The organism is Nonomuraea zeae (assembly GCF_005889725.1).
Taxonomy (GTDB): Bacteria; Actinomycetota; Actinomycetes; order Streptosporangiales; family Streptosporangiaceae; genus Nonomuraea; species Nonomuraea zeae.
The window spans coordinates 1-22,403 of the sequence record NZ_VCKX01000211.1 but is presented as its reverse complement, the minus strand read 5'-3'; the positions used below and the strand labels follow the sequence as shown (position 1 = coordinate 22,403).

The 22,403-nt window shown below is 73.4% G+C and carries 19 protein-coding genes; 8 read left to right on the top strand and 11 right to left on the bottom strand.

Annotation, left to right across the window (positions count from 1 at the left end):
- The 4 genes from ETD85_RS43855 to ETD85_RS43840 all read left to right on the top strand — a co-directional run.
- Window positions 1-2,219, top strand: a 2,219-nt coding sequence (locus ETD85_RS43855) for an ATP-binding protein (RefSeq protein WP_206059252.1), incomplete at its 5' end; no start/stop codon positions are given.
- A 477-nt stretch (window positions 2,220-2,696) separates the two neighbouring features.
- A complete protein-coding gene (locus ETD85_RS43850; protein WP_138695760.1) occupies window positions 2,697-3,041 on the top strand; it encodes a YciI family protein in 345 nt (114 codons plus the stop codon).
- A gap of 35 nt (window positions 3,042-3,076) precedes the next feature.
- A complete protein-coding gene (locus ETD85_RS43845; protein WP_138695759.1) occupies window positions 3,077-4,366 on the top strand; it encodes an RNA polymerase sigma factor in 1,290 nt (429 codons plus the stop codon).
- 82 nt (window positions 4,367-4,448) lie between these two features.
- Complete coding sequence (locus ETD85_RS43840) at window positions 4,449-4,775, top strand: hypothetical protein (RefSeq protein ID WP_138695758.1); 327 nt, start codon at window positions 4,449-4,451, stop codon at window positions 4,773-4,775.
- A gap of 148 nt (window positions 4,776-4,923) precedes the next feature.
- Here ETD85_RS43840 and ETD85_RS43835 read toward each other — a convergent pair whose 3' ends face one another.
- Entirely contained in the window at window positions 4,924-5,556 is a 633-nt protein-coding gene (locus tag ETD85_RS43835; protein WP_138695757.1) for a TetR/AcrR family transcriptional regulator, read from the bottom strand.
- A 142-nt stretch (window positions 5,557-5,698) separates the two neighbouring features.
- Here ETD85_RS43835 and ETD85_RS43830 point away from each other — a divergent pair, with 142 nt between their 5' ends.
- Genes ETD85_RS43830 through ETD85_RS43820 form a run of 3 tightly spaced genes read left to right on the top strand, consistent with a single transcriptional unit; the run spans window position 5,699 to window position 8,405 of the window.
- Window positions 5,699-6,925: an NAD(P)/FAD-dependent oxidoreductase gene (locus ETD85_RS43830; protein ID WP_138695756.1), complete on the top strand. Its 1,227-nt coding sequence runs from the start codon at window positions 5,699-5,701 to the stop codon at window positions 6,923-6,925.
- Between the two features lie 42 nt (window positions 6,926-6,967).
- Window positions 6,968-8,179: a cytochrome P450 gene (locus ETD85_RS43825; protein WP_138695755.1), complete on the top strand. Its 1,212-nt coding sequence runs from the start codon at window positions 6,968-6,970 to the stop codon at window positions 8,177-8,179.
- 28 nt (window positions 8,180-8,207) lie between these two features.
- On the top strand, window positions 8,208-8,405 hold the full coding sequence (locus ETD85_RS43820; RefSeq protein ID WP_138695754.1) for a ferredoxin: 198 nt from the start codon (window positions 8,208-8,210) through the stop codon (window positions 8,403-8,405).
- A 52-nt stretch (window positions 8,406-8,457) separates the two neighbouring features.
- On the opposite strand, the gene ETD85_RS43815 is transcribed toward ETD85_RS43820, so the two are convergent.
- The 9 genes from ETD85_RS43815 to ETD85_RS43775 all read right to left on the bottom strand — a co-directional run bounded on the left by ETD85_RS43815 (window position 8,458) and on the right by ETD85_RS43775 (window position 20,875).
- Entirely contained in the window at window positions 8,458-9,711 is a 1,254-nt protein-coding gene (locus ETD85_RS43815; protein ID WP_170247161.1) for an MFS transporter, read from the bottom strand.
- A gap of 45 nt (window positions 9,712-9,756) precedes the next feature.
- Window positions 9,757-10,872, bottom strand: coding sequence for a mandelate racemase/muconate lactonizing enzyme family protein (locus tag ETD85_RS43810; RefSeq protein ID WP_138695752.1), 1,116 nt, complete (start codon window positions 10,870-10,872; stop codon window positions 9,757-9,759).
- On the bottom strand, window positions 10,869-11,894 hold the full coding sequence (locus ETD85_RS43805) for a LacI family DNA-binding transcriptional regulator (RefSeq protein WP_138695751.1): 1,026 nt from the start codon (window positions 11,892-11,894) through the stop codon (window positions 10,869-10,871). Before ETD85_RS43805 ends, ETD85_RS43810 begins: the two co-directional genes overlap by 4 nt.
- Window positions 11,895-12,054: 160 nt before the next feature.
- Window positions 12,055-14,844, bottom strand: a complete 2,790-nt coding sequence (locus tag ETD85_RS43800) for an FAD-binding and (Fe-S)-binding domain-containing protein (RefSeq protein WP_138695750.1) — start codon at window positions 14,842-14,844, stop codon at window positions 12,055-12,057.
- 21 nt (window positions 14,845-14,865) lie between these two features.
- Window positions 14,866-15,879 (bottom strand): zinc-dependent alcohol dehydrogenase, encoded by a 1,014-nt coding sequence (locus ETD85_RS43795; RefSeq protein ID WP_138695749.1) that lies wholly within the window; start codon window positions 15,877-15,879, stop codon window positions 14,866-14,868.
- Window positions 15,879-16,727, bottom strand: a complete 849-nt coding sequence (locus ETD85_RS43790; RefSeq protein ID WP_138695762.1) for a fumarylacetoacetate hydrolase family protein — start codon at window positions 16,725-16,727, stop codon at window positions 15,879-15,881. Before ETD85_RS43790 ends, ETD85_RS43795 begins: the two co-directional genes overlap by 1 nt.
- 67 nt (window positions 16,728-16,794) lie before the next feature.
- Complete coding sequence (locus ETD85_RS43785; RefSeq protein ID WP_206059251.1) at window positions 16,795-17,565, bottom strand: IclR family transcriptional regulator; 771 nt, start codon at window positions 17,563-17,565, stop codon at window positions 16,795-16,797.
- Between the two features lie 48 nt (window positions 17,566-17,613).
- Window positions 17,614-19,257: an ABC-F family ATP-binding cassette domain-containing protein gene (locus ETD85_RS43780; RefSeq protein ID WP_138695748.1), complete on the bottom strand. Its 1,644-nt coding sequence runs from the start codon at window positions 19,255-19,257 to the stop codon at window positions 17,614-17,616.
- Window positions 19,250-20,875 (bottom strand): ABC-F family ATP-binding cassette domain-containing protein, encoded by a 1,626-nt coding sequence (locus ETD85_RS43775; RefSeq protein ID WP_138695747.1) that lies wholly within the window; start codon window positions 20,873-20,875, stop codon window positions 19,250-19,252. The genes ETD85_RS43780 and ETD85_RS43775 overlap by 8 nt, the downstream gene beginning before the upstream one ends.
- A gap of 283 nt (window positions 20,876-21,158) precedes the next feature.
- On the opposite strand from ETD85_RS43775, the gene ETD85_RS43770 reads away from it, so the two are divergent.
- On the top strand, window positions 21,159-21,755 hold the full coding sequence (locus ETD85_RS43770) for a TetR/AcrR family transcriptional regulator (RefSeq protein WP_138695746.1): 597 nt from the start codon (window positions 21,159-21,161) through the stop codon (window positions 21,753-21,755).
- A gap of 22 nt (window positions 21,756-21,777) precedes the next feature.
- Here ETD85_RS43770 and ETD85_RS43765 read toward each other — a convergent pair whose 3' ends face one another.
- Window positions 21,778-22,206: an organic hydroperoxide resistance protein gene (locus ETD85_RS43765; protein ID WP_138695745.1), complete on the bottom strand. Its 429-nt coding sequence runs from the start codon at window positions 22,204-22,206 to the stop codon at window positions 21,778-21,780.
- Between the last annotated feature and the right edge of the window lie 197 nt (window positions 22,207-22,403).

Here is a 22,403-nt window from a genome sequence, read left to right as displayed (position 1 = left end):
CACCGGGGCTGAGCAGCACCCCCCGCGCCCCCGCCGATCGGCTCATCGCCGCCCTGCGTAAGCGCCGGGTCGTGCTCGTGCTCGACAACTGCGAGCACGTCATCGAGGCCGCCGCCGAGCTCGCGGACCTGCTGCTGCGCGCCGCGCCCGGGCTGCGCGTCCTGACCACCAGCCGGGAGCCGCTGGGCCTGGCGGGCGAGGCCGTGTTCCTGGTCGAGCCGCTCCAGCAGGCCGACGCGGTACGCCTGTTCGCCGAGCGGGCCGCCGCCTCCGCGCCGGGCTTCACGCTGGACGACGAGACCGGCCGGGCGGTGGCCGAGATCTGCCGCCGCCTCGACGGCATCCCGCTCGCACTCGAGCTGGCGGCGACCCGGGTCCGCGGCCTCGGCGTGCGGGAGCTGGCGGCGCGGCTCGAGGACCGGTTCCGGGTGCTCACCGCCGGGCAGCGCGGCGCGCCGGCCCGGCAGCAGACCCTGCGGGCGATGATCGACTGGAGCTGGGAGCTGCTCAGCGCGCCGGAGCGGGTCGTGCTGCGCCGCCTGGCCGTACCCGCCGGCGGTTGCACGCTGGACGCGGCGGAAGCGGTGTGCTCGGGTGCCGGCGTGGCCCGTGACGAGGTGCTCGACCTGGTGACGCGCCTGGTCGGCCGATCCCTGGTCGTCATGGCCGACAGACCGGCGGGGCCGCGCTACGAGCTGCTCGAATCCGTGGCCGCGTACGCGATGGAGCGCCTGCGCGAGGCAGACGACCTAGCCGCCACCCGCGAGCGGCATCTCCGCCACTACCTGGACCTCGCCGAACGGGCCGAGCCAGAGCTGCGCGGCCCGCGGCAGCAGGAGTGGCTCGGCCGTCTCGACGCCGAGGCCGCCAACCTCCGGTCGGCGCTGGAAGAGGCGCCACGGCAGGGTGCGTCCGCGCCGACAGGCCCTACAGCAGGATTCCGGGTCCGCCTGGTCACCGCCCTCTGCTGGTGGTGGCTGCTGCGCGGCCGGCTGAACGAGGGCCGCCGTGCCCTCTCGGAAATGCTCGCCGTCGCCCCTGAGGCCGCGGAGCTGCGGATGCTGGAGAGCGCGTTCACGCTGCTGACCGGTGACCGGTCCGGGGCGCGGGTGTCGCTCCCCTCGGAGATCGACGATCCGGTACGGCGTGGCCGGGCGATCTGGCTGCACGCGTACGGCCTCTTCCACGCGGGGATCCCGGCCGCCGGCGAGGAGCTCAACGCCCAGGTGCTCGACCTCATGGCCACCGACAAATGGGGCACCGCCGCCGCTCTCGGACTGCGGGCCATGCACGCGCTGATCCGGGGCGACCTCGACGGCGTCGCGCGGGACAGCGCGCGCAGCGCCGGCCTCTTCCGCGAGCTCGGGGACCGCTGGGGCGAGTTGCAGGCGGTGACCCCGCTCTCCACGCTCGCCGAGATCAGGGGCGACTACGCGGAGGCGGCCCTCCGCCAGGACGAGGGGCTGCGCATCGCCCAGGAGCTGGACCTGGCGTCGGAGGTCGCCGCGCGCCACTCGGGGCTCGGCCGGCTGGCGCTGCTCTCCCAGGAGTGGGATCGTGCCCATGACCTGCACGAACGGGCACGGCGGCTGGCCGCGGCGCAGGGCTACGTCTATGGCGAGGTCCACGCGATCATGGGGCTCGCCCTCGGGGCCCGCCGCTCCGGGGACCTCGACGCGGCGGAGGCGTACCTGATCCGGCTCCGCGACGAGTTCGTGTCCTCGGAGGCCGGCGAACATCTGCTGCTCGCCGAGCTGGGCTTCATCGCCGAGCTGCGCGGGGACGCCGCTCAGGCCACGGCCTGCCACCTGCGCGGCCTGGAGATCGCCCGCTCGATCGGCGAGCCCCGCGCCCTGGCTCTGTCCCTGGAGGGCCTCGCCGGCGCAGCAACCCTGCCCGGGCACGCGGCCCAGACCGGGCACGCGGCCCAGACCGGGCACGCGGCCCAGACCGGGCACGCGGCCCAGCCCGGGCAGGCGGCTCTGTTGCTCGGTGCGGCGGATGCGGCGCGGCGGAGCGTGGGCGCGCCGCTGCCGCTCGCCGAGCGCGGTGACGTGGACCGGATCACGGCAGCGGCGACGGCCATCCTGGGCGAGGCGGCCTTCACCGAGGCGTTCCTACGCGGCACGAGCCTGACCCCGAAGGAGGCCGCCCACCTCGCCAGGACGGCCCAGTCCCCCACCGAAAACCGCACGCCCGGCTCCGAACCGAGGGCCTGACCTGTGGCGGGCCGGCGATGTGCCCTCGTCCGCCCACCGCGTGATGGCGGCACGGGCCCGGCGGAGATCGGCCCCTCGGAGGGTCAAGGGCTCGCCCCGACCTCGGCGACGCCCCCTGGACCAGCACCTTTTCCGCCCTGACCCCCACTGGCCGCCCCAGAGCGCCGGCTGGTCGCGGGCCTGGCGCGCTGGCCTCCGGCGACCGGCACCCCGGCAGGCAACGGGCAACGACCTCAGAGGCGGGCCGACCATGTCCGGTCGAATCGCCGGACTGCCGTACACGACGCCATCGACCAGGGCGGCATGACCTCGCCGTCAGGTACCGGCGGAGCCGACGGCGGGACGGGGACCTCGACCTCACCCTCTAACGCGCGATAGAAAAAGTTCTGGGGGGCGTGTCCTTCCGTGCTCGTCCCGTTCGTAGAGATAGCGACGCGGCGACCACCGCCGCCTGGCGACGACACAGGGAGACGACCCATGAAGTACATGCTGCTCATCAACAGCTCCGCCGACGACACCGACAACACCGGCGGGGCGTCGTTCGAGGAGTGGATGACGTACGACAAGAACGTCAGGGAGTCGGGCGTCTACGTCTCCGGCCACTCGCTGGCCGACCTGACCACCGCCACCACGGTCCGCGTCGGCCCGTCGGGCGAGCGGACGGTCACCGACGGGCCGTTCGCCGAGACGCGGGAGATCCTCGGCGGCTACTACGTCATCGACGTGCCCGACCTCGACGTAGCGCTCGACTGGGCCGCCCGCTGCCCCGGGGCGCGCGGCGGCGGCTCCGTCGTGGTCCGGCCCGTCGCCGAGTTCGACTAGTGAGTGCCGACTCCGGTTGCGGTGAGGGAGCGGTGATGGCGGCGGGCGAGCGTGAGCCGGTGGGGCTCTCCATCGAGGCGATCTTCCGCGAGGAGCGCGGCCGGCTCCTCGCGGCGCTGGTCCGCCGTTTCGGGGATCTGGACCTGGCCGAGGAGGTCGCCTCGGAGGCGATCGAGGCGGCCCTGGTCCACTGGCCGGTCGACGGCGTGCCGCCGAATCCGGGGGCCTGGCTGATGACGACCGCACGGAGGCGGGCCGTCGACCGGTTGCGGCGCGACAAGGCGTACGCCGCGCGCCTGGCCGTCCTGCAGGTCGAGGCCGACCGGGCGGGACCCGCGCCGGCGGCCGACGCCGACGGGCAGCTGCCCGACGAGCGGTTGCAGCTCTTCTTCACCTGCGCCCACCCCGCCCTGCCCGCCGAGGACCGGGTGGCGCTGACGCTGCGCTGCCTGGCCGGGCTGACCACGCCGGAGGTCGCGCGCGCCTTCCTGCTGCCACCGGCCACCATGGCCAAGCGGATCGTACGGGCCAAGAAGAAGATCCGCGAGGCGCGCATCCCGTTCCGCGTGCCGGGCGCCGACGAACTGCCCGAGCGGCTGCCCGGCGTGCTCCAGGTGATCTACTCGATCTTCACCGAGGGGTACGCGGCCAGCTCGGGCCCCGACCTGCAGCGGCTGGAGCTGGCCGAGGAGGCCATCCGGCTGGCGCGGATCCTGCGCCGGCTGCTGCCCGGCGAGCGAGAGGTGGCCGGGCTGCTCGGGCTGATGCTGCTCATCCACGCCCGGCGCGCGGCCAGGATCGGCCGGGACGGCGAGCTGGTGCTGCTCGACGACCAGGATCGCGGCCGGTGGGACCGCTCGATGATCGAGGAGGGTCAGGGCCTGGTGCTCGTGGCGCTCACCGGCGGCCCGCCCGGCCTCTACGGCGTGCAGGCCGCCATCGCCGCGCTGCACGACGAGGCCGGCAGCGTGGCGAGCACCGACTGGCCGCAGATCGTGGCGCTGTACGACGTGCTGCTCACGCTCGCGCCGTCCCCGGTGGTCGCGCTCAACCGGGCCGTAGCGGTGGCCATGCGCGACGGTCCGGAGGCGGGGCTCGCGCTGCTGGACGAGCTCGCGGGCGAGCAGCGGCTGCGCGGCTACCACCCGTACGCGACGGCGCGGGCCGACCTGCTCCAGCGGCTGGGCCGCCATCGTGAGGCGGCGGCCGCGTACCGGGAGGCGCTCGGCTCCGCCGGCACCGAACCCGAGCGGGTCCACCTGCTGCGCAGGCTGCGGGAGTGCGAAGACCTCGAACGCGGGCCCGATGACCGCAGGCCACGCTGAGTACGGGCTACTCATGTGCCCGCGGCCCGTCCGCCCGACGCTGGATCCAGGGAAGCACACCCCAGCGAAGGGACGAGGAACGATGGCCAAGAAGATGGACTGGCGCTACCTGGACGAGCACCGCCCGGCGATACACACCCTCGAATCGTTCGGCGCGTTCGTCGCCGACTACGCCGTCCGTGAGGCGATGGACCAGATCGACGGCGGCCAGGCGGAGGTCGTCGAGGTGAGCGTGCCCCTGCGCATCATGTCGCGGACCGTACGCAGGACGCTGTCGGCCGAGGACGCCATGGCCCTGGGCGAGACGGCCGAGGAGGCGGCGGGAAGGGCCGAGGCGGTCGAGGCCGACTGCCTGATCATCGAGGGCAGCCTGGGCCCCGTCACCGTCACGGTGCACCTGGCGATCTGAACACCCTGGCCCTCAGCCCCCCACCGGTGCCCGCCACCCACCCGGGCACCGGTCCCACTGCGCCAGGTCCCAGGACGTGGTTCACCGCCAGCCCGTCGTGGCTCCATCCGGCCACGGGCACGGGCGCAGGCACGGAGTGCGCGCCTGGTCACGGGGTGGCGTCGAGGCGGTAGAGGGCGCTGAGGAGTGGCCAGGTCATTGCGGCCATCTCGGCCGGTGAGCGCGGGCAGCCGCGTTGCAGCCAGTCGGTGGCCACCCCCAGGAGCGCCCCCGCCGTGAACGCGGACGAGACGTCGCGCGGGGTGTCCGGCAGGGCGGCGGCGTATTCCGGCAGCTCTCCGCCGGGCGGGACCTCACCCTGGCGGTCGTGGATGGCGGCGGTGATGCGGCGGCGGATGTGGTCGGCGACGTGCGCGCTGCCGTGCGGCCCCAGCAGGCTGCGGTAGAGCCCGGCGTGCGCGGCGAGGCTGGCGAAGAAGTCCTGCAGCGACTGCGTCACCTCCGGCGCCATGTGCGTCTCGCCCGGCCCGGGGCCCGGCAGGGACTGGATCAGGTGGTCGATCATCGCGGTGCAGGCGGCCTCGGCCAGCTCGTGAACGTCCCGGTAATGGTCGTAGAAGGCCGTGCGGCTCACTCCGGCGTGCTCGGCCACGTCGGACACGCTGATCCTGGACAGCTCCCGCTCCTCGACGAGCTCGATCAGCGCGCGTGCCAGGGCCGCGCGCGTGCGCCGTACGCGCCGGTCACTCGAAGGCGAGTTGCTGTGTTTCGTGGTGGCCACGCCGTAAGTTTACCGTCTGCTGACACATGTCAGTTATCTTGCAGTTGTAAGGTAACGTGACAGGACGGGAAGAGCGGAAAGGATCACGAAATATGCGGATTCGTGTGGGCCGAGCCGTGGCGCTGGACCTGGGTGACACGGCGTGAGCTCCCCGGGCAGCATCCTGATCGTCGGCGCGTCGGCCGGCGGGCTGAGCACGGCGGAGGCGCTGCGCCGGCACGGCTACGCGGGCCGGTTGACGCTGCTGGACGCCGAGCCCCATCTCCCCTACGACCGGCCGCCGCTGTCGAAGCAGGTCCTGGCCGGAGCCTGGGAGCCGGCCCGCGCCCAGCTCCGCACCCAGGAGCAGCTCGACGCCCTGGGCGCCGAGTTCGTACGGGGTGAGCCCGCGGCTGCCCTGGACGCGGCGGACCGCACGGTCACCACGGCCTCCGGCCGCGTGCTGCGCGCGGACTTCCTGGTCGTCGCCACCGGCCTGACCCCTCGTCGCCTCCCCCAGAACGGCCCGGAGAGCGGCCCGAAGAACGGCCCGGAGAGCGGAACGGCGGGCGTGCACGTGCTGCGCAGCCTGGACGACGTGCTGACCTTGCGCGCCCACCTGACCCCCACCGCGCGGCTGGTCGTCGTGGGCGAGGGCGTGCTGGGCGCGGAGATCGCCGCCACCGCCCGCACCATGGGCCTGGAGGTCACGCTCGCCGGTCTGGGCGACACCCTGCTGGGCGACCAGCTCGGCCACGTGCTCGGCACGATGCTCGCCCGGGCGCACACCGCCCGCGGCGTCCGGCTGCGGCTCGGCACCGCCGTCGACGGCCTGACCTCCGCGGGCGGACGGGTGACAGGGGTACGGCTGGCCACCGGCGAGGTCCTGCCCGCCGACGCGGTCGTGGTGGCCATCGGATGCCGCCCGGCGACGGCCTGGCTGGCCGGGAGCGGCCTGACCATCGGCGACGGGGTGGAGTGCGACTCGCGCTGCCGGGCCGCCGAGGGCGTGTACGCCGTGGGCGACGTGGCCTCGTTCGAGCACCAGGGTCTCGGCCGGCGGCTGCGCCTGGAGAACCGGACCAACGCCACCGAGCAGGCCCAGGCCGTGGCCGCCAACATCCTCGGCGCCGACCGCCCGTACCTGCCGATCCCGTACTTCTGGACCGACCAGTACGACATCAAGATCCAGGCGCACGGCCTGCCGTCACCGGCGGCCGAGGTGAGCATCGCCGAGGGCGACCCGGACCAGCACCGCTTCACCGCCGTCTACCGCGAGGGCGGCCGGATCACCGGCGTGCTCGGCTGGAACATGCCCAAGCAGGCCCGCCTGCTGCGGCAGCAGTCCTTCGGCGCATGGCAGACCGCCCCGCCGCTGACGCCCGCGTGAGAGCCCGCACGACCATCCCTACCGTTCATGAGGAGATGCCTGATGACTGTCAACGAGCAGGTTTTGAGCTACCCCATCCCCAGTGACGCGGCGCTCGACCCGCCCGCGGAGTGGGCCGAGCTGCGCGGCACATGCCCGGTCGCGCACGTCAAGCTGCCCAGTGGCGACCAGGCGCGGCTGCTGACCAGGTACGAGGACGTCAAGGAGGTGCTGGCCGACCCGCGCTTCACCCGCCAGCTCAACGCGCCCGACGCGGCCCGGCTGTCGGCCGAGGGCGGCGGGGTGTTCAGCAGCGAATTCGCCGCGATCATTCCGGACGGCGGCGAGGAGCACCAGCACTGGCGGCGGCTGGTCGGCAAGTGGTTCACCGCCAAGCGCATGTCCGCGCTGCGCCCCAAGATGGCCCAGATCGCCGAGGAGCTCATCGACGACATGGTCGAGCGCGGCGCCCCCGGCGACCTCAAGGCGGCCCTGGGCTTCCCACTGCCCGTCTACGTCATCTGCGACATGCTGGGCGTGCCCGCCGAGGACCGGGACCGGTTCTCGTACTGGTCCGACACCCTGCTCAACCTCACCCGGTACGGCAAGGACGAGATCGAGGCCGCCCAGGCGGCGTTCTTCGAGTACATGTCCGGCCACGTCGCCGCCAAGCGCGCCGAGCCCGGCGACGACCTGCTGAGCGAGCTGATCGCGGCCGGCGGCCCCGAGGACGGCGGGCTGTCCGACCTCCAGATCCTGGTCACCGGCATGGCGCTGCTGGTCGCGGGACACGAGACCACGGCCAACATGATCGGCAAGATGGTCTCCATGCTGCTGGCCGACCGCACCCACTGGGAGCGCCTGCTGGCCGAGCCCTCGCTCATCCGCACCACGGTGGAGGAGACGCTGCGGCTCGACGCCAACTCCGGCTTCGGCCTGCCGCGTTACCTCAAGGAGGAGACCGAGGTCAGCGGCACGCACCTGCCCAAGGGCACCACGGTCATCTGCAGCATGGCCGCCGCCAACCGCGACGACAGCGCCTTCGACGCCGCCGCCGAGATGGACCTGAGCCGCAGCCCGAACGCGCACCTGGCCTTCGGCGCCGGCGCGCACTCCTGCCTGGGACAGTCGCTGGCCCGCACCGAGCTGCAGGTCGTGCTCGAAGTGCTGCTGCGCAAGCTCCCCACGCTGGAGCTGGCCGTGCCCGTGGCGGAGCTGGAGCGGGTGGAGGGGCTGGCCGTCGGCGGCCTGCGCACCGTCCCGGTCCGCTGGTGACCCCGAGAACACAGAGAGGAATTCCGTCATGAAAGTGACCGTCGACGAGGAGAAGTGCTGCGGCGCCGGCCAGTGCGTGCTGATCGCGCCTGAGGTGTTCGACCAGAACGAGGACGACGGCATCGTCATCCTGCTGGAGGCCGAGCCGGCCGAGGGCCAGTACGCCGCGGTCCGCGAGGCCGCCGCCGTCTGCCCCGCCGCCGCCATCGCGCTGGACGAGGCGTAGCCGCCGGAAGTCAGGGGGCCCCGCGGCGAGCACGCCGCGGGGCCCGGTGCTGTCAGGCGGCCGGGCGCATCCTGGTGTAGAGCAGCAGCGCGAGACCGCCGACGATCGCTACGACGCCGAGGACCGACAGGCCCAGCGCGTACGTGCCGGTGGCCGCGAACAGGGCGCCGACGAGGGCACCGGCGACGATGCCGCCACCGCCGGCCCCGAAGCCGTTGATGATCCCCGTGGCCGGGCCGACCACGTGGGCGGGCAGGTCGGTCACCGCGATCGCCCAGATGTTGGGCGTGTAGGAGGCGGTGAAGTAGCCGAGCCCGAGGCAGATCAGCGCGAACTGCAGCACGGGGTTGCCGGTGAGCGCGACGCAGGCGAGCAGCACGCCGCCGACGACGAGCCCGGAGACCGCGATGGGGCCGCGCCGCCCGGTGCGGTCGGCGATGATCATCATCGGCACCGTGAGCACCAGGGAGACGAGGTACGGCGCCGCGGCCAGCAGGCCGTTGATGCTCGTCGCGAAGCCGAAGGTCGGCACGATGAGCGGGATGAAGAGCGTGATGCCCCAGAAGAGCATGCCGTTGGTGAAATAGCTGAACACGAGCAGCACGAACCGCCAGCCGCCGAAGGCCGCGAAGGTCAGCCCCTTCCGCGACGTCCCCTGGCCGGGGTCGGCGACGGTGGTGGTGCCGGGTGCGGTCGGCAGGAACCGGGCGTACAGCGGCAGGATGACGACCAGGCCGATCGCCCCCAGCACCCAGAACATCGGCCGCCAGCCGAACGTCGCCTCGACGGGGGTCAGGACGAAGAAGCCGAGCGCCAGGGCCAGATACTGCCCGTAGTACTGGATCATCGCGCTGGCCCGGCTCATCTCCCTGTCGTCGAACCAGGCCTTGGCCATCCTGAACTGCTGGGGCCAGTAGATCCCCTCGAAGATGCCGACGCCGACGCGCAGCGCGACGAGGACGCCGACGGAGTCCGCGAAGCCGATGAGCACCGTGCAGAGCGAGTAGCCCGCGACGGTCACGAGCAGGATCCACTTGGCGTCGATCCTGGCGGTGAGGAAGCCGCCGAGGAAGTTCGCGATCAGATACCCGACGAGGAACGCGGTCAGCGCGAGGCTCGACGTGGCGGCGAACTCCTCGCCGGAGAAACCGAGGTCGGTGGAGATGTTCTTGATCCCGACCGACAGGTTGGAGCGGTCGAGGTAGGCGACGAACAGGCCGATCAGCAGCAGTCCGCTGATGCGCAGCCACTTGTGCGGGAGGGTGGGGGCCGGTGCGGAGATTACGGGCGTGTGTTCCGATGGCACGGGGTGTTCCTTAACGCGGGCGATGTGCGGTTCGGGGGCGGGTGGTCAGGCTCGGTACGCCTCGACGACCGACCGGTCGATCTCGATGCCGAGCCCCGGACCTTGGGGCACCGACATCACCGGCCCGATGTCGAGATCCGACAGCTTCTGCCGGAAGGAGTTGGGCGCCTGGTCGAGCTCGATGACGGGCGGCGTGCGCCCGAGCGAGGGGTTCACGACGGGCAGCGCGGTGGCCAGGTGCAGGCCCGCGGCCACGGTGATCGCGGATCCCCACACGTGGGGCAGCGTGGGGATGCCGTGGACGCTGGCCAGGCCGGCGATCAGCAGCGTCTCGCGGAGCCCGCCGCAGGCAGTGGCGTCGGGCTGCAGCAGGTCCACGGCCCGGGTCTCGATCATCTCGGCGAAGCCCCAGCGGGTGAACGCCGACTCCCCGCCCGCGATGGGCACCGAGGTGGACGCTCTCAGCTCGCGGTAGCCGGCCAGGTCCTCGGGGATGACCGGCTCCTCGAAGAACCACAGCGCGTCCTGCTCGGTCTCGCGGGCGAACACGAGGGCCTCCGCGGTGGTGTAGCCGCGGTTGGCGTCGGCGGCCAGCAGGATGTCCGGCCCCAGCGCCGCGCGTACGCGGTGCACGCGCTCGATGTCGGAGCGCAGGCCGGCGCCGACCTTCATCTTGACGTGGCGGTATCCCTGCTCGACCAGGTGCCGCGCCTCGGCTTCGAGGTCGTCCTGCCATTCGCCGCCGTAGTAGAACGCCGAGGCGTACGCGTCGAACGACTCCTGCGCCCGGCCGCCGAGCAGCCGGTGGATCGGCTGGCCCAGCGCCTTCCCGACGACGTCCCACAGGGCGATCTCGATGCCCGAGATCGCGGCGATCGGAACGCCGGCGCGCCCCCACTCGCGGCTGCGGTTGTACATCGACTCCCACAAGGAGACCTGCTCGAACGGATCCGCTCCGGCCAGCAGCGGGGCGTACACGGAGTCGATGAGCGCGCGGCTGCCCTCGGCGGGGCCGAAGCACTCGCCCCACCCCGTGATGCCCTCATCGGTCACGATCTCGACGAGACAGCTGCTGCGTGACTCCCACGACCACTGCGACATGCCGAACGGCGTGCGCAGCCTCTCGGCGACCACGTGGGTGTCGACCGCCACGATCCTCATGTGCTGGACTCCTTCTTCGTCGCGGGCGGGGCCACGGAGCCCCGCCTGATCAGCGTGCTCGGCACGACCCACGGCCCCGGATCGACGCTCCGGCCCGCGGCCAGGTCGAGCAGCAGCCGCCCGGCGAGCGCGCCCATCTCCTCCACCGGCTGGTCGATCACGGAGATGGCCGGGTCGTACAGGGTCATCCACCCCGCGTCGGTGAAGCCGATGACGGAGATCTCCTCCGGGCAGCCGCGCCCGGCCGTCCGGACGGCGCTGACGATCCCCTCCGTGACGAGCGCGTTGAAGCCGACCATCCCGGTGACGCCGGGATGCGCGCCGAGCAGCTCGCCGGCCGCGGCCTCCCCGCCCTGCCGCGTTCCGTCGGTGTGGCGCACGTGCCCGCGGCAGCCGGGGCGCTCGGTCACGGCTTCGCGGAACCCCTGCTCACGGGCCCGGGTGGTGGACGCCTCGCGGGGGCCGAGGATCATGGCGAGCTCGGTGTGCCCGAGCGCGAGCAGCTCCGCCGTGGCCGCGGCGACGGCCTCCCGCTCGTCGGTGACGACCGCGGGGACATGCAGGTCGTCGAGCACTCGGCTGACGCTGACGACGTGCCCGAACGCCCGCAGATCCGCCTCGCTCAGCGAGCTGCCGATCGACGGGACGATCACCAGCCCGGCGGGCCGGTACGAGCGGAGCAGGTCGAGCTGGCGGCGCTCGATCTGCGCGTCGTCGTCACAGTTCATCAGCATCAGCGAGTAGCCGCTGCCGGCCAGCCGGCGCTCGATCGCGCGATGCAGCCGGGCGTAGAAGGGGTTGCCGATGTCGGCCACCAGCACGCCGATCATCGGCGTGCGGGAGGCGCGCAGGCTTCGCCCCACCGTGTTCGGCCGGTAGCCCTGCGCCTCGATCGCGGCGCGGACGGCGGCGCGGGTCTTTTCGCTGACCTGGCCGGTCCCGTTGAGCACCCGGGAGACGGTCTGCGCGCTCACTCCTGCGGCGCGCGCGACCGTGTAGATCGTCGCCTTAGCTTCTGGCACAGTCTCGACTACTCTCCGTGCTGTTATCGATAACTGTCATACTAAAGGCAAGCTACAACCTCTCTGACCTGGGGACAAGCCTCTCTTCGTCCGCGCCGGCCGGCCGGCGGCCCGTGAGCTCGGACAAGGTGCCCTGAGCCGGCCGGCCCGGCCGACCGGCTCAGGCCGTGACCTGGTCGAGCAGCTCCAGGAGATGGCGGTACGGCTTGCCGGTGGCGCGGGTGAGGCCGAGCTCGCAGGTGCGGTTGACCGAGGCGTGCGCGGCGAAGTCCCCGGCGGTCACCGAGGCGGCTTCCGCCCGGGTGGCGGAGGCGGTCAGCTCCGGGTGCAGCAGCCCCCGGTCGCCGGCGAAGCCGCAGCACTGCCAGCCGTCGGGGATCACCACCTGCTCGGCGACCGCCTCGGCGATCCTGGTGATGGCGGCGTCCAGCCCGAGGCGGGTCGAGGAGCAGGTGGGATGCAGGGCCAGGGAGGGCAGGCGGCGGCGCACGGTCAGGCGGGGCAGCACGTGCCCGGCCGTGTAGGCGACCGCGTCGATCACCTGGAGGCCGGGGACGAGGTGGGCGTAGCCCTCGGTGCAGGAGGCGGCGTCGCTGACCACCGGGATCCGGCCGTCGTCCGTGGCCGCGCGCAGCGTGTCCCGTACGCGGCGGCCCATGGCCTCGTGGCCGTCGGTGTAGCCCTTGGACGACCAGGGCGTGCCGCAGCACAGGCTGCCGATCCCCTCGGGGACGTGCAGGCGCAGGCCCGCCCGCTCGGCCAGCCGCTGGACGGCGGTCATGACGCCGGGGCCGTCCTCGGCCGGGCCGAACAGGGTGTTCAGGCAGGACGGGAGATAGACGGCGTCGGCGCCGTCGGCCGGTGACGGCCGGCGGCGGGTCCCGCCGCCGGGCAGGTCCCGGCTCCACTGCGGGACGGCTTCCGCTCCGGCGACGGCGCGGGCGGCCCGGCTGGCGGCCTCGGGCAGCCGGGGCGGCACGGCGGCGGCCGTGTCGAGTGCCAGGCTCAGCGTGCCGGTGACCGACTTCCACCGGTTGGCCGCGGTCTTCCAGCCCCGCTGCGCCAGGCGGCCGTGGCGCTCGGCGCGCAGGCGCTTGGTCAGGTCACCGGTGTTGATCAGGACGGGACAGGCGGTGGCGCACATGCCGTCCACCGCGCAGGTGTCCACCGCGTCGTAGCCGTACTCCCGCTCCAGCTCGGCGGCCAGCGCGTGATCGCCCGCCTCCTGGGCGGCGGCGAGCTCGCGGCGCAGCACGATGCGCTGGCGCGGGGTGGTGGTCAGGTCGCGGCTGGGGCAGACGGGCTCGCAGTATCCGCACTCGACGCACCGGTCCACCTCGGGCTCGACGGTGACGACGGTCTTGAGGTCGCGCAGGTGGGCGTCCGGGGCGTCGGTGAGCACGACGCCGGGGTTCAGGGTGCCCGCCGGGTCGCACAGGCGCTTGACCTCGCTCATCACCTCGTACAGCTCGTCGCCGTACTGGCGGCGGACGAACGGGGCCATCACGCGGCCGGTGCCGTGCTCGGCCTTGAGCGTGCCGCCGCGCTCCAGCACGGCCTGGACCATGTCCTCGGTGAAGTCGGCGTAGCGCTCAAGGTCGGTGTCGAAGCGCTCGTTGAGCATGAAGTGCAGGTTGCCGTCCTTGGCGTGGCCGAAGACGACGCTGCGCTCGTAGCGGTGCTTGGCGAACAGGCCGTTCAGCTCGTCGCACAGGTCGGCCAGGGCGGGCACCGGGACGGCGACGTCTTCGAGCAGGGCGGTGGTGCCGCTGGGGCGGGCGCCGGCGACGGAGGCGTACAGGCCCTTGCGGATGTGCCACAGCGCCGCCCGGCCGCCGCTCTCCCTGCTCAGCCGGGCCGGGGCGGACAGCGCCAGCTCGGCGAACACCTGCTCGGCGGCGCGCTCGCGCTCGCCGAGCACGTCCGCGTCGGACTCCTGCCACTCGATGAGCAGCGCGGCGTGCTCCTGGACGGCCAGCGTGCGCAGCACGTCGTCGGCCTTCGGGTCGGTCTGGGCCACCCGCAGGGACTCGGCGTCCAGCAGCTCGACGGCGGCGGGCTCGGCGGCGACCAGCCCCGGCATCGCGGCCATCGCCTGGCGCAGGGTCGGGAAGAGGAGCAGGCCGGTGGCGGCCAGCCGGTGGGCGGGGACCGTGCGCAGCACCGCCTCGGCGACGAACCCGAGCGTGCCCTCGCTGCCGATGACCAGATGGGCGAGGATCTGCGCGGGCGAGTCGTGGTCGAGGAAGCTGTTGAGGCCGTAGCCCATGGTGTTCTTCAGCGAGAACTGGTCGGTGATGCGGCGCACCGAGCCCGGGTTGGTCCTGACGCGGTCGCGCAGCCGTTCCAGGCCCTGTGCCAGCTCGGGCTCCAGGGCGCGCAGGCGCTCGTCGGCGTCGGGTGCGCCGGTGTCGATCACGGTGCCGCTGGGCAGCACCAGCGTCATCGACTCCAGCGTCCGGTACGTGTTGGCATGCGTGCCGCAGGTCATCCCGCTGGAGTTGTTGGCCACGACCCCGCCGATCGTGCACGCCGACTCGCTGGCCGGGTCGGGCCCGAGCTTGCGGCCGTACGCGGCGAGCCGGGCGTTGACCTGGCGCAGCACCGCGCCCGGCTGCACCCGCACCCGGGCGCCGCCGTCGAGCACCTCGACGTCGCGGAAGTGCCGGCGCGTGTCCACCAGCAGGTGCTCGCTCACCCCTTGCCCGCTCAGGCTGGTCCCGCCGGAGCGGAAGGTCAGCGGCAGCCCGGCCCGCATCAGCGCCGCCACCTGCCCGGCGTTCTCGGGCACCAGCACGGCCTGCGGGGTGAGCAGGTAGTGCGAGGCGTCGTGGGCCATGCCCAGCCGGTCGCTGGCCCGGGTCCGGGTGATGCCCGGCACGGCGGCCTCCACCGCCGTGAGGACGGCGGGGTCGGGCGCGCTCAGCCGTCGCGGTTCAGGGTGGGTCACGCTCGTGCTCTCTTCGTACGCCTAGCGGCGCGGGTCGATGTGGATCTTCGGGCCGGGACCGGCGTCGTGCGGTCGGCGTCCGGCCAGGATGCCGGCCGTCCCGGCCAGGCCGGCCGTGGCGGCCACCAGCGGGCGGGCGTCCACCGAGCCGTCGGCGTAGGCGGCTATGGCGCCGGCCAGTCCGGCCGAGCCACCCAGGATGCCGACGGCGGTGACGTCCTTGAACAGCAGGTCCCGCGTGTCGAGGGTACTCGGCGTGCCGGCCAGGCCGATGTAGACCACCCGCCGGGCGGGCTCGACGAGGTCCACGGCGAGCGCGGGCAGGCCGGGGGCGTTGGAGGCGTCGATGACGGCCTCCCATGGCAGCTCGGGCAGCGAGGGCCTGGTCCACGCGCCCGCGAAGCCCAGCGTCCGCGCGAGACGCAGGGCCTCCTCGTCGCGGCCCAGCAGGTGGGTCTCGATCCCCCTGGCCCGCGCGAACAGCGCGGCCAGCAGGCCGATCGTGCCCGTGCCCAGGATCAGCAGCCGCTCGCCCGGCCGGAGGCCGGCCGCATCGACGGCCCTGAGCGCGTTCCCGCCGGGTTCGACGAGCGCGCCGAGCGTGGGGTCCACGGTGTCCGGCAGCGGGTGCAGCGCCCTCACCGGCACGGCGAGCCGCTCGGCCAGCGCTCCGGCACGGCCGCGGCTGATGCCGATCTCCGCCAGCTCCGCGCACACGTGGTGGCGGCCCGCGCGGCAGCGGTCGCAATGACCGCAGCCCAGCATGGTGTCGCCGGTGACCCGGCGGCCCAGCCACTCCGGCGCGACCCCCGCCCCGAGCGCGGTGACGACTCCGCACCACTCGTGGCCGGGGCGCAGCGGGTAGCGGGAGCGGCCGGTGTGCAGGTAGGTCATCTCGCCGGTGAACAGCTCCACGTCGGTGCCGCAGACGCCCACCCGCTCGACGTCCACGACCACCTCCCCGGCCGCGGCGGCCGGCGGCTCGATCTCCCGCACCTCGGCCTCGCGCGGGCCGGTGAGGACCAGCGCCCGCACTACCGGGGGCCCACTACCTGCTGGCGCTGGCGGCCGAGCCCGTCGATGCCGAGCTCCATGACGTCGCCGGGCTGGAGCCAGATCTGCGGGTCGTGGCCCATGCCGACGCCGGGCGGGGTGCCGGTGTTGATCAGGTCGCCGGGCTCCAGCACCATGAACTGGCTCAGGTGGTGGACGATGACGTACGGGTCGAAGATCATCGTCTTGGTGGTGCCGGTCTGGCGGCGCACGCCGTTGACGTCCAGCCACATCCCCAGGGCGGTGACGTCGGCGATCTCGTCCGGGGTGACCAGCCACGGCCCGGCCGGGTTGAACGTCTCGGCCGACTTGCCCTTGCTCCACTGGCCGCCGCGCTCCATCTGGAACGCGCGCTCGCTGACGTCGTTGACCACGCAGTAGCCCGCGATCGCGCCCTTCGCCTCCTCCACCGAGTCGAGGTAGGAGGTGCGCCGGCCGATCACGATGCCCAGCTCGACCTCCCAGTCGGTCTTGGTCGAGCCGCGCGGGATGCGGACCTCGTCGTACGGGCCGACGAGCGTGTTGGGCGACTTGGTGAACAGGATCGGCTCGGCGGGCACCGCCTGGCCCGTCTCGGCGGCGTGGTCGCTGTAGTTGAGGCCGATGCACAGGATCTGGTGCGGGCGGGCGATCGGGGCGCCGATCCGCTCACCGGCGAACTCGCGCACGTCGCCCCGGCCGACCCGGTCGGCCAGCAGCTCCACGCCGCCCGATCCGAAGAACTTCTCGTCGAAGTCGGGGGTGACGTCGGAGACGTCGATGTAGTGGGTGTCGTCCACGCGGACGACGGGCTTCTCGGCGCCGGGAGCGCCGATGCGCATGAGGTACACGGTCATTTCTCCGTGGGCTAGGGGGTCGGCTGGGGAACGGGCAGGACGGCCGGGGGCGCGATGGACGTCACGAGAGCTCCTTGCCCGATACGGCGGCCTGAATCGCGGGCAGGTCGTCGACCAGCACCTTGAGCGGCGTGCGGTAGGCCAGGCCGCTGACGCTGATCGCGCCGCTGGGCACGGTGGGCGAGGTCAGGTAGGCGGGGACGGCCACGCAGTTGACGCCCGGCTCGTTCTCCTGGTCGTCGACGGCGTAGCCCTGCTCGCGGATGCGGGTCAGCTCGGCGTGCAGCTCCTCGACCGTGCCGACGGAGCGCTCGGTCCGCCGCTCCAGGGTCCGGCCGCCGGCCCAGGCGCGTACGGCGTCCTCGTCGGGCAGGGCGTCGGCGAGCAGCACCTTGCCGACGGCGGTGCAGTGGGCGGGGTTGCGGCCCCCCACGACCGAGGTCAGCCGCACCGCGCCGGACGGCGGGTCGAGCTTGGAGCGGTAGACGACCGAGGCGCCGTCGAGCGCCGCGTAGTGGATCGTCTCGCCGTAGCGGTCGCACAGCTTCTTGAGTATCGGGGTGACGCGGACGTGGTCAGGGCGGGCCTCGTGGTGGGCGAAGGCCATCCGCAGGAACTCGTCACCCAGCTCGTAGCGGCCGTGGCCGTTCCGCATCGCGAACCCGGCCCGGCGCAGCGAGGCCAGCGCGCGATGCACGGTCGGCTTGGGGCTGGCCACCGCCCGCGCCATCTCCTCCAGCCCGATCCCGTCGGGGTGGCGGGCCAGCTCCGCCAGCACCGCCAGCACGCGATCGGACCCGACGAGCCTGGGCTCGTCCATCGGCTGAGGCATATTCCGGATGCTAGACCACGGTTCCGAACCCCGGAAGTTCGGCCCCCCTCATTGGAGGCCGAGGTGGCGGCCGGGCCAGCGCGAGCGCAGCCATCGGTCGTGGCTGGCGATCACGATCGCGCCGGGGCCGTCCACGCCCAGGGCCTCTTCCAGCTCGTCGGAGAGGCGGGGCGAGAGGTGGTTCGTGGGCTCGTCGAGCAGGAGCACGTCGGGGGGATCGGCCACCAGCAGGGCCAGCGCGAGCCGGCGGCGCTGGCCGGCCGACAGCTCCCCCACCCGCGTGTCCATGTCGCGCCGCGCGATCAGGCCGAGCGAGCGCAGCGGCACGGACGCCGCGCGGTCCGCGCCCAGGGCCAGCTCGTACGTCTCCCGCGCCGTCCGGTCCGGCCGCTCGAACACGGTGTCCTGGGCCAGCAGCCCGACGGCCAGCCCTGGCCTGCGGCGTACCTCTCCTTCCGCGTCCAGCCGCCCGGCCAGCACCGCGAGGAGCGTCGACTTGCCCGCCCCGTTCGGCCCGGTGACCAGCAGCCGCTCCCCGGCCGGCAGGTCGAGCCGGTCGATCGAGAGCCGGCCCGGCACCCGCACCTCCCGCAGCGCCAGCAGGGCCGTGCCGCCGAGGTCGTCAGGACCGGCGGCAGCGACGGCATCGGCGGTAGCTGCGGCATCGGCGACCATGGTGCGGGGGCGGAAGCGCAGCGGCGGCGGCGGGGCGGGGACCTGGTCGCGCTGCAGCTCGGCCAGCCGCCGCGCCGCGTTACGCACCCGCCGCGAGATCTGGCTCTGCACGCGCCCGCCCCGGTGCCCGTAGCCCATCTTCTCGTTGTCGCGCCGCAGCCCGTCCTGCGCCACCCGCCGCGCCGTCACCGCGACGGCCCCGCGCAGCTCTTCGAGCTCCTCCTGCTCCTCGGCGTGCCGCCGCTCCCACCGCTCGCGCTCAGCCCGCTGCTCGGCCAGATACGCGGCGTACCCGCCCCCGTACCGGATGGGCCCGTCCACCGCCGGGTCGAGATCGACCAGGTCCGTGCACACCGCCTCCAGGAACGCCCGGTCGTGGCTGGCCACGACCACCACCCCCGTCAAGCCGCGCAGCTGCTCCTCCACGAACGCGGCGGCGTCGTCGTCGAGGTGGTTGGTGGGCTCGTCGAGCAGCAGCGCCGCGGGCCGCCTGATCAGCAGCGCGGCCAGGGCGAGCCGCCCGCGCTGCCCGCCCGACAGCGACGCGAGCGCGCGCCCGTGCGGCACGCCGCCGAGGCCGAGCCGGTCGAGGACGATCCCGGCGCGCCGGTCGGCGTCCCACGACTCGCGCTGTTGCGCCTGGTCGAGCCTGGCCCCGTACGCGTCGAGCAGCCTGGCGTCGTCCGGCGCGGCGGCCAGCTCCCCGGAGAGCCGGTCGAGCTCGGCCAGGTCCGCGCGGGCCTCGCGCAGCGCGTCGTCGAGCACTCCCGCGACCGTGACCGTGCCGTCGAACGGCAGCTCCTGGTGCAGGAAGCCGAGGTCGGCGGGCCGCACGACGGTGCCGGAGTCGGGCTCGTCCACGCCGGCCAGCAGCCGCAGCAGGGTGGACTTGCCGGCCCCGTTCTCGCCGATCAACCCGATCCGGTGGCCGGGCGCGGCGGTCAGGGAGACGCCGTCGAGCACGCGCCGCGTGCCCAGCGTCCGTACGAGATCGCGGGCGAGCAGCGCCTCACTCACCGGCGGGCCCTCCGGTCTCCAGCAGCCGCCCTCCGGACAGCTCCAGCCGGCGCTCCACCTTGATCTCCGCGAGGAACCGCTCGTCGTGGCTGACCACCACGAAAGCCCCCTCGTACGCCCCGAGCGCGCTCTCCAGCTGGCCGACGCTGACCAGGTCGAGGTTGTTCGTGGGCTCGTCGAGCAGCAGCAGCTGCGGGGCCGGCTCCGCGCACAGCACGCAGGCCAGCGTGGCGCGCAGCCGTTCGCCGCCGGACAGCACCCCGACCGGCAGGTGCGCCCGCGAGCCGCGGAACAGGAACCGGGCCAGCAGGTTCATCCGCTCCGCTTCGAGCATGCCGGGGGCGAACGCGGCCAGGTTCTCCGCCACGGTGCGCTCGACGTCGAGCAGGTCCAGCCGCTGCGACAGGTAGGCCACCCGGCCGTCGGCCCGCCGGGTCGTGCCGCCGTCCGGGTCCAGGTCGCCGCTGATCAGGCGCAGCAGGGTCGATTTCCCCACGCCGTTGGGGCCGGTCAGCGCGATGCGCTCGGGCCCGCGGATCGTCAGGTCGATGCCGGGCTCGGCGAACAGGCCGCGCGCCTGGAGGTGCTCGCCGAGGAAGACCGTGCGCCCGGCGGGGACGCTGGTGCCGGGCAGCTGCAGCGAGATCTTCTGGTCGTCGCGCAGGGCGCGCCCGGCCTCGTCGAGCCGGGCCTTGGCGTCGCCGACGCGGGCGGCGTGCGTCTGGCTCGCCCGCCCGGCCGACTCCTGGGCGCCGCGCTTCATGTTGCCGGCGAAGATGCGCGGCAGCCCGGCGCTCTTGAGGTTGCGGGCGGCGTTGCTCGCCCGGCGCTCGGCCCGCTCCCTGGCCTGCTGCATCTCGCGCTTCTCGCGCTTGAGCTCCTGCTCGGCGCTGCGCACGGTCCGCTCTGCGGCCTCCTGCTCGGTGCGCACGGCCTCCTCGTACGCCGTGAAGTCGCCGCCGTAGAAGCGGACCTCGCCCCGCTCCAGCTCGGCGATGCGGTCCATCCGGTCCAGCAGGGCGCGGTCGTGGCTGACCACGAGCAGGCATCCGTTCCAATCGCCGAGCACGTCGTAGAGCCGGCGGCGCGCGTCGAGGTCGAGGTTGTTCGTCGGCTCGTCGAGCAGCAGGACGTCGGGCCGCCTGAGCAGCTGCGCGGCCAGGCCGAGCGACACGACCTGGCCGCCGCTCAGCGTGCGCAGCGTGCGGGCGAACCCGAGGTCGCCGAGCCCGAGCCGGTCGAGCTGGGCCCGGGTGCGCTCCTCGATGTCCCAGTCGTTGCCGATCGTGGTGAAGTGCTCCTCGCTCGCGTCGCCCGACTCGATGGCGTCCAGCGCGGCGATCACGGGCGCGATGCCCAGGACCTCGGCCACGGTCAGGTCGCCGGCGAGCGGCAGGCTCTGCGGCAGGTAGCCGAGCACGCCGTTGACGGAGACGCTGCCGCCGCCCGGCCGGTATTCGCCGGCGATCAGCTTGAGCAGCGTGCTCTTGCCCGCGCCGTTCGGGGCGACGAGGCCCGTACGGCCGCCGCCCACGGTGAAGGAGAGGTCGCTGAAGACAGGGGTGTCGTCAGGCCAGGAAAAGGACAGGTTGGAGCAGATGATGAACGCATCGGACATGCGAGAGACCTCGTACGTACGTGATCCGGGGCGCGCCGAAGCCGCCCGGGAAAGGGACAGGGATTCGGGAACGACGATCAGGCCACATCGGCGGCGGTCATGTGCGCCTGCCGGGGCCGATCAACCTCCGGTCTCACCCGGAGATGTCGTCGTCACCTGCCACGTCTGGTCTCCTAGCTTCCTGTCATAAGCCTTTATCACGATAGCAGCGGTCGAACGATGGTGTGCCGGCCGCGCTCCGCGCCGTAAAATGGACCGGACGGTTCAATCTGGAGGATTCGCCATGCGCTCGCTGACCCGCAAGGGAGCCGCCACCCGGCAGCGCATTCTCGACGGCGCCGCCGCGCACATCCGCGAGCACGGCGTGGCCGCCACGACCCTCGACGACGTGCTGGCCAGGACGGCGACGAGCAAGAGCCAGCTGTTCCACTACTTCCCCGGCGGCCGGGAGGAGCTGTTGCTGGCCGTGGCCCGGCTGGAGGCCGACCGCGTGCTGGCGGACCAGCAGCCCCAGCTCGGCGACCTCACCTCCTGGCCCGCCTGGCAGCGGTGGCGCGACCGGGTCGTCGAGCGCTACCGCAGCCAGGGCCGCCTGTGCCCGCTCAACTCCGTCATGTCGCAGCTCGGCGACAGCACGCCCGCCGCCCAGGCCGTGGTCACCGAGCTGCTGCACAGCTGGCAGGCCGAGATCGCGGCCGGCGTGCGGCACATGCAGGGCATCGGCGAGGTCGATCCCGGTCTCGACCCCGACCACACGGCGTCCGCTCTGCTCGCCGGCATCCAGGGCGGCGTGCTGATCCAGATGTCCACCGGCCGGACGACCCACCTGGAGGCCGCCCTGGACCTGGGGATCGCCCACCTCCGCGCCGGCCGGCCCTGACGCGAGAGAGGGCGGCCCGAGGTCAGACGGCGGGGGTGGCCCGGATGGTGACCGGGATGTTGCCCCTGGTCGCCTCCGAGTAGGGGCAGATCTGGTGGGCCGCCGCCCCCAGCTCCTCGGCGGTCTGCCGGTCCACGCCGCCCAGCTCGACGTCGAGCACGGCGCCGAGCCCGAACTCGCCGTCCTCGCCATGGGTCAGGGTCATCTCCACCGTGATGTTCGTGCTCGTCAACGTCACCTTGCGCTGCGCCGCCGCCCTGCGCACCGCGCCGAGGAAGCAGGCGCCCCAGCCGGCGGCGAACAGCTGCTCGGGGTTGGTGGCGCCCCCGGCCCCGCCCAGCTCCTTGGGGATGGCGAGCGCGGTGTCGAGCAGGCCGTCCCCGGCCGAGGCGTGGCCCCCGTTGCGGCCCTCCCCCGTCACGGTGACAACGGCGGTGTAACTGACGGCCATGGCGTCTTCCCTTCCCTGACGGTCTGATGAGGCACTTTCGAGTGCGTCACCCCTTCAACAGGTGACGATACTTGCACCCTCAAGCGTCACCCGTCAAACCGGTGACGGTGTTATTTTTTGGACTTGACAGTCCATTTTTCGCTGCGCAAGCTGAATCCCGGCTGCCACCGCCTGTCGCTTAGACCCAGCTGCCACTT

Bases quoted from the DNA above. Each gene is read 5' to 3' on its own strand.
- ETD85_RS43770 (WP_138695746.1), top strand. From the start codon at position 21,159: ATGCGCTCGCTGACCCGCAAGGGAGCCGCCACCCGGCAGCGCATTCTC.
- ETD85_RS43845 (WP_138695759.1), top strand. From the start codon at position 3,077: ATGGCGGCGGGCGAGCGTGAGCCGGTGGGGCTCTCCATCGAGGCGATC.
- ETD85_RS43765 (WP_138695745.1), bottom strand. From the start codon at position 22,206: ATGGCCGTCAGTTACACCGCCGTTGTCACCGTGACGGGGGAGGGCCGC.
- ETD85_RS43820 (WP_138695754.1), top strand. From the start codon at position 8,208: ATGAAAGTGACCGTCGACGAGGAGAAGTGCTGCGGCGCCGGCCAGTGC.
- ETD85_RS43785 (WP_206059251.1), bottom strand. From the start codon at position 17,565: ATGCCTCAGCCGATGGACGAGCCCAGGCTCGTCGGGTCCGATCGCGTG.
- ETD85_RS43825 (WP_138695755.1), top strand. From the start codon at position 6,968: ATGACTGTCAACGAGCAGGTTTTGAGCTACCCCATCCCCAGTGACGCG.
- ETD85_RS43840 (WP_138695758.1), top strand. From the start codon at position 4,449: ATGGCCAAGAAGATGGACTGGCGCTACCTGGACGAGCACCGCCCGGCG.
- ETD85_RS43850 (WP_138695760.1), top strand. From the start codon at position 2,697: ATGAAGTACATGCTGCTCATCAACAGCTCCGCCGACGACACCGACAAC.
- ETD85_RS43775 (WP_138695747.1), bottom strand. From the start codon at position 20,875: ATGTCCGATGCGTTCATCATCTGCTCCAACCTGTCCTTTTCCTGGCCT.
- ETD85_RS43810 (WP_138695752.1), bottom strand. From the start codon at position 10,872: ATGAGGATCGTGGCGGTCGACACCCACGTGGTCGCCGAGAGGCTGCGC.